Here is a 12,058-nt window from a genome sequence, read left to right as displayed (position 1 = left end):
GTCATATATAAGGAGTCGGTTTTTATTAATGATATTATCTTGTAAATTCTTAGATATATCTTCATCTATTATAAAATCATAGCTCGTTATTCCATGTTCGATTTCAATTGGAGCAAATATTTCAGTTCTTGTCTCATTGGGGTTATAAACTAATAAAAATCCTCCCTTCTGTAGAATAAAGGACGTTTGTAGTATTCCCAGGAGTCATGGAAATACCAATTTTGTCATTTTTCTCGAATGAAGTGTCTGTGGCACGTGAACTGATAGAGCTGCTGAACATAATGTCTTGCGCCTGATTGAAATTTTCTTCTTTTGTACAAGACGTGGCCAGCAAAGTTGTTGCCAGTCCAAGACCAAACATTAAAGTCATTCTCATAATAAAAAATGTTTAACGATTAAACAAAAATAATTCAAAAATCACTATTGCAAAGTTATTGAATATAATATTTTAATTATGGGCTCAAATCGTAACTGTAACACAGGTGTTTGTTATGCTATATTGCCAAAATGTTATCAATGACAGTATAATATGTAACCGGTATTCGTTATCGGTTTTCATATGCTGTTAAAACATTGTTTAAATACTATTCAAATACTGTTTAAACAATATCTGAAATATAGTTTGTATATGTGTTTAGGATAAATTTGTATGTATAGTTGAAAATTCCATCTTTCCTAATCACATTCTGTAAATATAAGCTATATATATGTAAATATAGTTTGTATCTTTATAAATATAACTTGTATTTATAAAAACATAAGTTGTATTTATAGAAAATGAAAGCACAAAACATATTTTATGTATATATAAAACATGTTTTATTATGGGATGGTATTACATGATTATATATGTTGTAAGGCTGGGGTGATAGAATCCTGTTTTTTTGCTGAAAATGCTGTCTGTACGGTATTCTGACGGGGACAGGTAACATTTTATACCATGTGTGGTAACATACGGGTACTTTACATTAACAAACATGCCATATTCGTAAAACACGTTTTAAGTTCGTGTTCTCTTATTTTCTTTACTTTTGCAGTGTGATGATTTGGGCTGATTGATGTTTGTAGTAATGTAAAAATATTAATTTGTTAATTTTTAAAATGGTAAACTGAAATGAGAAACGAGTTTCTAAAATGTTGCAAAAACTTTTACGGTTACCGCATCGCATTGATATTTATCGTATCATGTATTGTGGGGGTGGAATTCTCTTTTGCGGAAGTTTTGCAGGAAAGGACTGTTACCGGAGTTGTAACGTCGGGAACAGATGGTGAAGCGTTAATAGGCGTGAGTGTTCAAGTTAAAGAGAGACCTCAGGTAGGAACTATTACGGATTTTGAAGGGAGGTATTCATTGCAGGCAAGATCCAATGAAACCATTGTCTTTTCTTATATCGGTTTTTAAGTCTCAAGAAGTGAAGGCTTCAAAAACGGTAGTAAACGTGGAGTTGGAGGAAGACTCTGAGATTTTGGATGAAGTCGTTGTAGTGGGATACGGAACTATGAAGCGTAGCGATCTTACAGGTTCAGTGGTATCAGTAGGTGAGGATGAGATAAAACAATCCATTGTCACTTCGTTGGACCAGGCATTGCAGAGTAAGGCTGCCGGAGTATCTGTTACACAAAATTCCGGAACGCCGGGTGGAGGTATATCCGTTAGTATCCGAGGTATTAACTCATTGAATGGAAATGAACCGCTTTACGTGATAGACGGTGTGGCGATTTCCGGTAACAACGATTCAAACTCCAGTGTATTGTCATCCATTAACCCTTCGGATGTTGTTTCTATGGAAATATTAAAAGACGCATCAGCTACGGCTATTTATGGTTCGCGTGCATCTAATGGTGTGGTACTTATCACTACCAAACAGGGACAGGCCGGAAAGACGCGTATCACTTATGAAGGATATTACGGTTTGCAGCAACTTCCGAAAAAACTTGGGGTGATGAACTTGCGCGAATATGCCGAATATCAGAATCTGCGTGCGGAAGTAATCGGCTTCGGCAAACGTGCGGAATTTGCAGACATCAGCCTGTTGAGTGAAGGAACAGACTGGCAGGGGGAAATCTTCCAGAATGCGTCTATGCATAATCACCAGTTGAATATTTCTGGAGGAAACGACAATGTGAAATACTCTCTTTCTGCCGGATATTTGCAGCAGGAAGGTATCGCCATCGGGTCGGATTTTGAACGTTTCTCCGCTCGTGTTAATATGGACAATAAAATAACGAAATGGTTATCAACAGGTCTGAGAGCTTCTGTGGCGCAAACTACACAGAATAATACGATAGACAGCGGTAATATCATCCGTACTGCCATAGAACAGTTGCCTGATACTCCGGCACGAAATCCGGATGGAAGCTGGGGAGCACAGGCAGAAAATATGTATGGTACTTATTTCTCTAACCCTGTAGCAGAAGCACTCATGCGTGAAAACTATAACAGGGGATTGCAGATGTATGTTGACTTTTTTGCAGATGTGACATTATGGAAAGGGCTGGTGTTCCGTGCTGAATATGCAGGAAACTATTATTACAGCAATACTTATCAATATACTCCGTCGTATGACTATGGACATTACGTACAGTCATCTACAGGAAGCCGTGGCGCAAATAAAGGTTCAAGCTGGACTCTAAAAACTTATCTGACATACAATGGCACATTTGGAAAACATAATATTTCCGTTATGGCAGGTCATGAAGCTCAGGAACATAGTTATGAAACTCTTTATGGAAGCCGAGATAATTATTTGTTCAATACTATTCATGAGTTGAATATGGGCGATTCTTCTACAGCCAAAAATAGTAGTGGAAGAGGTTCTTCAGCTATTGAATCATATTATGGACGATTGAATTACGGATATGACGACCGCTATTTGGCTACTTTCACTGTACGTGGAGATGGTTCCTCCAGTTTCGGTCCGGCAAACCGTTGGGGCGTATTTCCATCAATGGCACTTGCATGGAAAATAAATAACGAGAAATTTCTGAAAGACGTGAAATGGCTTAACAATTTGAAATTGAGATTGGGATGGGGACTTGTAGGTAATCAATCTGCTTCAAGCTATGCTTACGGAGTAACTATGGCATCGGCTGCCAGTATTTGGGGAACCGGATTCTATGCTGGAAACTATCCTAACGACAAACTGAAATGGGAAGAAACCAAAGCATGGAACGCTGGTATTGACCTGAATCTTTTTGATAATAGAGTTGAGTTTATTTTCGATACTTATCTGAAGAATACAGATAACTTGCTGATGCAAGCCTCATTACCTTCATACGTGACTGGAATTATCAATTCTCCATGGGTAAATGCAGGAGCTATGGAAAATAAAGGAGCTGAATTTACGTTGAATACAGTCAATATATCCAAAAAGGATTTCACATGGAGAACAGGAATAACCATTTCATTCAATAAGAATAAGATAACAAAACTTTATACAGAAACGGCAGGGCTATCTGGAACAATTTATGGCGCACAGACACTTACTTATTCTACAGTTGGACAACCGGTAGGACAATATTATGGATATAAGGCTATAGGTATGTTCAAGGAGGAACGTGATTTTTATCAACGTGACGCAGACGGAAACTTCCTTCTTGATAAAAATGGTAATAGACTTCCGGTTGCACTTCCGGAGAATCAGCATGTAGCAAAAGATGAAGTTTGGGTAGGTGACTATATCTTTGAGGATTTGAATGGTGACGGAGTTATTGACGAACAGGATCGTACATATCTTGGAAACCCTGAACCTAAGTTCTCTTATGGTTTCAATAATACTTTTACTTATAAGGGCTTCGACATGAATATCTTTATCAATGGTGTGTATGGCAACAAGCTTGTAAATTTGTTCCGTCAGGATTTTACTAATCCTATGCGTAACAGTAACCTGCTTAAGGAAGCTACAGGCATAGCACATGTAGAACTGATTGACCCGGCAAAGCCGGAGGAAATTTGGAATGTACACGTTTCTAATCCGGAATCGGCTACAGTTCAGCGTCTTAATACTGCAGATGGTAACGACAACAATCGTATGAGTAGTCGTTTTGTTGAAGATGGTTCATATCTGCGAATAAAGAACATTTCGCTGGGATATACTTTCCCGCAAAAATGGACTCGTAAATGGCACATTGAAAACCTGCGTGTATATATGAACATACAAAATGCTTTTACTTTTACCAAGTACAAGGGATATGACCCTGAAGTTGGAGCATATAATTATAATGTATTACTCCGTGGTGTGGATTACGCGCGCTACCCGTCACAGCGTATCTATACTGTCGGACTGAATCTGAGTTTCTAACCTTAATAACATTACAGCAATGAAAAGTAAAACCAAAATATTATCAAGTCTTGTCCTTATGGCCGGAATACTGACAGGGTGTAGTGATAGTTTCCTCGACAGAACGCCAGAAGGCTCTTATACGGATTCAAACTTCTATGCTTGTGACGAAGCATTGGAAGCGGCTACTGCACCACTTTATAACCGTGCATGGTTCGATTATAACCAGCGTGCTATTGTTCCCATTGGAAGCGGACGTGCCAATGATATGTATAGCCCGTGGGGAAGCCCGGAATTTACGACCTTTCAAGTGACAGCTCTTAACGAACTTCTGTCTGCAGCGTGGAAATCATTCTATTCTGTAATCACCATGTCGAATTCTGTTATTTCGGATGTAAAAGAAAAAACGACCGGAGATGTAAGCGAAGAGGCGAAAAAGAAAGCTATTGCCGAAGCGCGTTTGATGCGAGGATGTGCCTATTTCTATATGTTGCGCGCATGGGGACCTGTAATCCTTATTGAAGACAATCAGAAAGTGGTGGATAATCCTATTCTTCCGTTGAATCGTGAAGAAGATGTATTCCAGTTCATTATAAATGACTTTACTTATGCGGCTGAAAATTTACCTGAAAAAGGAGACCAACCTGGACGTGCCACTTGTTGGGCGGCTAAAGGAATGCTTGCTAAAACTTATCTGGCGCGTTCCGGATGGAAGAAAGGCGGACAGCGTGACAATGCTGACTTGGAATTGGCAAAGCAGTATGCGGCTGATGTATGCGAAAATAGCGGTTTGGAACTTTTGCCAAATTACGAGGACCTTTTCAAATACAAAAAGAACAATAATCAGGAATCGTTATTAGCTATGCAGTGGGTTCCACTAGGTGAATGGGGAGTATGTAATACTTTGTTCGCAGACTTAGCATTTTCTACCGAAGTAACTGGAGGTGTGAATGTATGGAGCAGCTATGCAGCAAGTGTAGAGATGTTGGAAATATATAATAAGGAGCCGGGGGATACATTGCGTAGAAATACTACCTTCTTTACTCAAGGAACATATTATCCATATATTTGTATTTCTGACGGTGGATACACCTATACATATAAAGGTGCGCCTATAAAGAAAGGAGTTGTAGGAGGTCCTGATGATGATAATGATGGATACGTACAATCTATGAATTCGCCGCTAAACACATATATCCTGCGTCTTGCAGATGTATATCTTACTTATGCGGAGGCTTGTTTAGGCAATAACGCAAAACTGACAGAGGGACCGGGATTGGAATATTTCAATAAGGTTAGATATCGTGCGTTTAACGGAAAAGGAAGATGGGAGAAAAAATCCATTGATTTTGAAGATATTATACGTGAACGACGAGTAGAATTCTGTATGGAATATTGCAACTGGTATGATATGGTGTCATGGTATTGTTGGAAACCAGACTATATGCTGACATATTTCAACAGCCAGAAGCGTGGAGAACGTGCTACTGTGATAAAGAGAGATGAAGATCAGGCAGGAAGGTTACTTCTCGGTACTGAAGACTACACCGGAACTTTTCATGAAGGAGTATATGAAGAGCCTCAAATCGAAATTAATATCTCAAATGATAATATATTTTTCCCTTATCCGGAATCTGATGTTATCCAAAATCCATTGCTGAAGGAAGAACCTGTTCCTTATAATTTTAACGAATAATTTCATTAGTCATGAGAAAATTGAAAAACATAATAGAAAATTTAGGATGCTTGATATTGCTTTTTGTAATATTTGCATCTATTGTAATAACTCCGTCTTGTAAGGAAGAAGGAGGAACTGACAGGATTCCTGTTATACACTATTTGCGTGTGACAGATCCAGCGTTGGCTGACAGCACTTTTACCGATGTTAGTCAAGGCTCGATGATTGTAGCTGTTGGAGAGAATCTTGATGGTGTGAAAAAAGTATATATAAATAATCAGGAAATTAGTTTTAATGCTAACTATGGTACTTCTACCAGTCTGATTATTACTGTGCCATCCGATGACGATTTTAAATTGTCTGGACCGAATCCGGATGTTCCGTCCGAGTTGCGTATTGTAACAGATCATGGGGTGGCCACGTATCCGATGCATGTGCTTTCACCTGGTCCTGTTATTTCCAACATATCAGCTTCTTATCCGATTGAACCAGGAGATGAAATTATCTTGAAGGGAGAAAATTTCTATGAAATTAAACGGATTTATTTTACAACAGACTCAATAAATGTAACAGAAACTATAACAGATTATAGCGTAAATTCGGATTACAGTGAAATATCATTTACGGTTCCTGATAAATTGAACGAAAAAGGCTATATAATAATGGAATGTTATACTAGTGATGCTTGTATTGAGTTTGTGCCTGAAGGTCCACAAGCAGAAATAACAGGTATAAGTTCCACTATGCCAATTGTAGGCAGCGAAGTACGCATTTTGGGTATAAACCTGATAGATGTATCTCGTATAAATATAAATGGTGAGTTTGATATCTTAGCAGATGAAATAAAACTTTCGCCAGAGTATGACGAACTGTCATTTACTATGCCTAAGGCTCCAAGTAAATCAGGAAAACTTTCTGTTACTACAATTAGCGGCACATTTGAGATGGAAGAAACATTCTATCCAAAGGAAAATGTTATTTTGAATTGGGATAATGTCGGCTATAGGACATGGGGAGGATTTTCTCAGGTGTATAATTCTGCTGACGGAACTGTTCCTCCATATATTTCTGATGGAAAGTATTCTGGTATTGTAGGTGATATCTCGGCTTGGAATTGGTGGTGGGGACAGGTCGTAAATGTCACTGTATGGCCTGCTGCAGATGTTATTCCAGAGAATACGAAAACATCAGATCTTGAATTGCAATTTGAGTGTTATATAGCAGAAGCTTTTGAGGGACCTGTGTTGCAAATCCAATTGGGTGGAAACTTTGATGCAGCATTATCAAATTATGTACCTGTAGGTTCTTTTACTGGTAAAACTGAAATTGGTAGATGGATGCAATGTAGCATTCCATTGTCTTCATTAGTTGAAGAAAATACATGGAAAGATTTCTTGAATAAAGGACGTTCTACAGAATTGGGAGTTTACATAACAAATCCTACTGATAAAGCTAATGTACATGTCGAAATTTATTTTGATAATTTCCGTATTGTACCTGCTGCCAAACAAAAAGATTGATATTAAAATATTATAAGCTATATGAAAAAGAACTATATATATTTATTCTTCATCCTTTTTGTAACAATATTGCAAGGATGCAAGGATGACAGCATAGTTAAGGGAGCAGAGTTTTCTCTTAGCAGTAACGGAGAGGAAGTTACTGATTTCTCGTTTGGTTATGGACAAGGACATATTATGGTGGCCTTGACATCAAATACAAGTTGGACTTTGGAAAGTGACCAGACGTGGTGTACTTTGTCTAATGTTTCAGGTAAAGCTACTAAAGAACAGTACATAAAAATAACTTACGAAAGAAATATTGGTGAACAATCCCGTAAGGCAACTATCACAATGAATGCGGGCGGAAATATTAAACAATATGCTGTAGCACAAGGCTCTAAATATGATACGGTATATCCGGAAGGTATGGAGAAAGATGCAATAGAAGTTGCCAAATCAATTGCTATAGGATGGAATTTAGGTAATACGCTTGAAGCACCTGACGGAGAGAATACTTGGGGAGCACCTCCTACAACCCAAGCTATTATTAATAAAGTAAAGGAGATGGGTTTCAATGCAGTACGTATTCCGTGTGCATGGAATCAGCCTCAATATCTGGAAGCGGATGGACAGACACTCAAGGCTGATTGGTTAAACCATGTGAAAGAAATAGTTGATTTTTGTCAGAATGCAGATATGTATGCCATTGTCAATATTCACTGGGATGGAGGATGGCAGGATCAGAGTTGTGATGCTTCTGCTCTGACAGAAGAGTCTATAGCTACAGTCGAGGCTAAAGTCTATAATTTTTGGAAACAAATTGCTACTGCATTCCGTGATTATGACGGACGTCTTTTGTTTGCTGGAGCAAACGAACCTGCTGTCGCAAATCGTGAGGATATGGCTGTTTTACGTCGTTACGAACAAGCTTTTGTGAATGCGGTACGTGAAACGAAAGGAAACAATACTTATCGTAATTTGATAGTCCAGGGACCTGATACTAATATAGATAAGACATACGATTGGTTTGAACTTCCTGAAGACTCTACTCCTGCACGTTTGATGGTAGAAGTACATTACTATACGCCATACAATTTCTGTTTAAACGATCCTTCAAGTAATTTGGCTGCAAGCATGACATATTTCTGGGGTGAACCTTACGAAAAGTATGCTCTCGAATATATGGATGGAAAATTCGATTATGACAATCAGGAGGGATATGTGCATGAGCAGATGAAAAAGATGAAGACAAAGTTCGTTGACCTGGGAGTTCCTGTAATTGTCGGTGAGTTTGGTCTGGCATATCGTGAATATGAAAAAGACCCATTGCTTAAAGACTATAAGAACTATGACAAGATTGTAGCCAATATGGGTATGCTTCAGGAAAAATGCGAAGAGTCCGAAGGTTTTTTCCTCGGTTTTGTGGCAGAGCAGGCGAAAAATTATGGCTGTGTCCCATTCCTGTGGGATATTCAGGGCGCGCGTTTCTTTGACCGTAACACATTGGATATTATAGTACCAGTAATTCATCAAAAGCTGATGGATGGTGCGGCAAAAGGACAGTATCCTTATTGATAATAACAGATTTTTGGATGACACAGAGACACAACACCACAAAGTATTAATTGGTTGTAAACCAGTGTCTCTGTGTCTTTTGTTTAACCTGACTATAATAGCTGAATAAGAAAAAACTGAAATCCATGAAAAAAACATTAAGTATCTTCGTAGTCTTATTTTTATTTACTTTTTGCGGTATGGCACAGGGATATAAAAATCCTATTATCCCAGGATTTCATCCCGATCCAAGTATTTGCCGTGCAGGAGAAGACTATTATATTGTAAACAGTTCGTTCGAATATTTTCCCGGTGTGCCTATTTTTCATAGTCGTGATCTTGTAAACTGGAAACAGACAGGACATGTACTGACACGCGAGTCGCAATTGAAAATAAAAGGTGGTAATATGTGGGGAGGCATTTATGCTCCTACTATCCGTTATAATGACGGTACGTATTACATGATTACTACAAACACATCAGATCGTGGAAATTTTCTGGTATATACTGATAATCCGAGTGGGGAATGGTCAGATCCTGTATGGATTAAGCAAGGTGGTATTGACCCTTCACTTTACTTTGAAGACGGTCATTGCTACATGGTGAGTAATCCAGATGGTGCCATATGGCTATGTGAAATCAATCCAAAAACAGGAGAGATGTTGACCGAATCTAAACGCCTATGGGCTGGCACAGGCGGACGTTTCCCTGAAGGACCGCATATCTATAAGCGCGACGGATGGTATTATCTGATGATTAGCGAAGGAGGAACTGAATATGGTCATAAGGTTACTATAGCACGCAGCCGGAATATAGAAGGACCGTATGAAAGTAATCCGGCAAATCCTATTTTGACACATATAAATCAGAATGCGCAGAATAATCCGATTCAAGGTGTAGGACATGCCGATATGGTACAGGCACATGACGGCTCATGGTGGCTGGTATGTCTTGGGTTCCGTACTCAGAATGGACAACATCATGTCTTGGGGCGTGAAACTTTTCTTGCTCCAGTTTCATGGAATAAAGAAGGATGGCCGGTCGTGAATGTGGATGGAACCATAAATATAGATATGAAAGATGTAAAAACGCTTCCACAAACTACAATAAAAAACAGTCCGGATTGGGATTTTAATAATTCTGAACTTGGAGTCGAATGGAACTGGATAGGTATTCCTGTAAAGGAAAACTATTCTCTTAAGGAGAACAAAGGTTTTCTCTGTATAAAAGGAAGTGATAAAAAACTGGATGATTATGGAGCTTCACCTACGTTTGTGGGGCGCCGGCAGGAAGATATCAACTTCCAAGCCACAACAAGGATGAAGGCAAAAGGAAATGGAAATGTAGGAATGACTGCTTATCTTTGTCCTTCAGCTCATTATGACCTTTATGTAACTGACGGTCAATTGAAACTCCGTTATCGTTTGAACGACATATGTCATGTAGAAGATATTTGCAAAGTAACTGACGATTTCATTTATCTGAGAATTAAGGGAAGTGATGAAATTTATTCTTTGATGTATTCAACAGACGGTACTCATTATTCAGAAGCCGGACATATGAACACACGTTATCTTAGTACTGAAACTAATGGAGGTTTCACGGGGGTATATATCGGACTGTTTGCCGAGGGGGATGTACAGGCGGATTATGACAACTTCAAATACATGCCAATCGTGCCGGAAGTTTCTCCGAAATTGATGTCCGGTTATGCAAACCCGTTACTTGATTTTATGTTTACAGCAGACCCTACTGCCGTGGAATATGAAGGAAGACTCTATGTGTATGCCACAAACGACAACCAGCAATATGAGGCTGTGGGACGTGATGGGCGTAACACATACGAACGTATAAAGTCACTTGTGATGATGTCAACCGATGATATGGTGAATTGGACTTATCATGGAATTATTGATGTAAACAGTATAGCTCCTTGGATTATGGCCTCGTGGGCACCTTCTATAGTAAAACGTAAGGAAAGTGACGGTAAAACACATTTTTATCTTTATTTTTCAAATAGTGGGTTCGGTACAGGTGTACTGACTGCGACATCACCGGTAGGTCCATGGAGTAGTCCTCTTAATAAAAGCTTGATTGATGCCAATACTCCGGGACTTGGAGATTGTAAAGTTCCTTTTGATCCAGGTACAGTTATTGATGCCAATGGAACGGGATGGCTAACTGTAGGTGCAGGCTCTTCGTGTATCATGCGTTTAGGCAAGGATATGATAAGCATAGACAGTGAAATAGTAAAGATGAACGCTCCTCATCATTTCGAGGCAAATGAGATGAATTATATAAATGGAACATATGTTTATACATACAATACTGATTGGCAGGATTATAGCGATTGGAACTATACTGCAGAGAAACAGACGAAATGTAGTATGTTCTATATGACGAGCAAAACTCCGCTTGACAAAACAAGTTGGAAATATCATAATAATTACCTGAAGAATCCTGGTGACTATGGACTTGGATTCAGTAATAATCATACACATTTGCATAAATTCCGTGATAAATGGTATTTGTTCTATCATACATTGACATTGCAAAGTAGTTTCAATACCGACGGAGGATTCCGAAATGTATGTGTGGATGAAATAAATGTAGATGAAAAGGATGTGCATATTTTCATGGGAAATCAGACCTTGAAAGGTGTTGACCAGATACAACCCTTGAACCCGTTTGTTCTTCAGCAAGCGGGGACTACAGCTGCAACACAAAATATAAAATTCTCACAGTCACCTGAGGTAGGCAATATGTATGCAGGACTTTCAAATGGTGAAGAAGGATTGATATGCTTGAGGGGTGTGAAATTTTCTAAGAAACCTTCTTCTTTTGCAGCTAAGGTTTGCGGGAAGGGAATCATTGAGGTACGTCGTGGAACTCCTTCTGGAGAAATAATTGCTACATTGATGGTGGATAACGGTAATATGGAAATAATAAAAAGCGGAGTTCTCAAAAAGTTTAAAGGGCAAACTGACCTTTATTTTGTGTTGAAAGGACAGAGTCTAAGTTTTGATTCATGGAAGTTTGAATAA

General features: G+C 38.8%; 5 protein-coding genes and 2 pseudogenes. 6 read left to right on the top strand and 1 reads right to left on the bottom strand.

Going from position 1 to position 12,058, the window contains the following annotated elements; genetic code table 11:
- Positions 1 to 142: 142 nt before the first annotated feature.
- Positions 143 to 376 carry a fimbrillin family protein gene (locus QZ379_RS01870; protein WP_291557659.1) on the bottom strand — a complete coding sequence of 78 codons (234 nt, stop codon included), beginning with the start codon at positions 374 to 376 and terminating at the stop codon, positions 143 to 145.
- A 738-nt stretch (positions 377 to 1,114) separates the two neighbouring features.
- Here QZ379_RS01870 and QZ379_RS01860 point away from each other — a divergent pair.
- From QZ379_RS01860 to QZ379_RS01835, 6 genes and pseudogenes are all read left to right on the top strand, one after another.
- A pseudogene (locus QZ379_RS01860) lies at positions 1,115 to 4,301 on the top strand (TonB-dependent receptor).
- Positions 4,302 to 4,320: 19 nt separating this feature from the next.
- The gene (locus tag QZ379_RS01855; RefSeq protein WP_291557653.1) at positions 4,321 to 5,976 is read left to right on the top strand and encodes a RagB/SusD family nutrient uptake outer membrane protein; all 1,656 of its coding nucleotides are present in this window, start codon (positions 4,321 to 4,323) and stop codon (positions 5,974 to 5,976) included.
- Positions 5,977 to 5,987: 11 nt separating this feature from the next.
- Entirely contained in the window at positions 5,988 to 7,478 is a 1,491-nt protein-coding gene (locus tag QZ379_RS01850) for a glycan-binding surface protein (RefSeq protein WP_291557651.1), read from the top strand.
- A gap of 21 nt (positions 7,479 to 7,499) precedes the next feature.
- Positions 7,500 to 9,035 carry a cellulase family glycosylhydrolase gene (locus QZ379_RS01845; RefSeq protein ID WP_291557649.1) on the top strand — a complete coding sequence of 512 codons (1,536 nt, stop codon included), beginning with the start codon at positions 7,500 to 7,502 and terminating at the stop codon, positions 9,033 to 9,035.
- Between the two features lie 125 nt (positions 9,036 to 9,160).
- Positions 9,161 to 10,681 (top strand): annotated as a pseudogene (locus QZ379_RS01840) (glycoside hydrolase family 43 protein); the annotation flags it as partial.
- Positions 10,682 to 12,058 carry a glycoside hydrolase family 43 protein gene (locus QZ379_RS01835; RefSeq protein WP_366933565.1) on the top strand — a complete coding sequence of 459 codons (1,377 nt, stop codon included), beginning with the start codon at positions 10,682 to 10,684 and terminating at the stop codon, positions 12,056 to 12,058. It abuts the pseudogene before it with no gap.

It is taken from the genome of Bacteroides sp., from assembly GCF_019417265.1.
Taxonomy (GTDB): Bacteria; Bacteroidota; Bacteroidia; order Bacteroidales; family Bacteroidaceae; genus Phocaeicola.
Note: the sequence above shows the minus strand (reverse complement) of the source record. Positions and strands in the feature narration are given on the sequence as shown.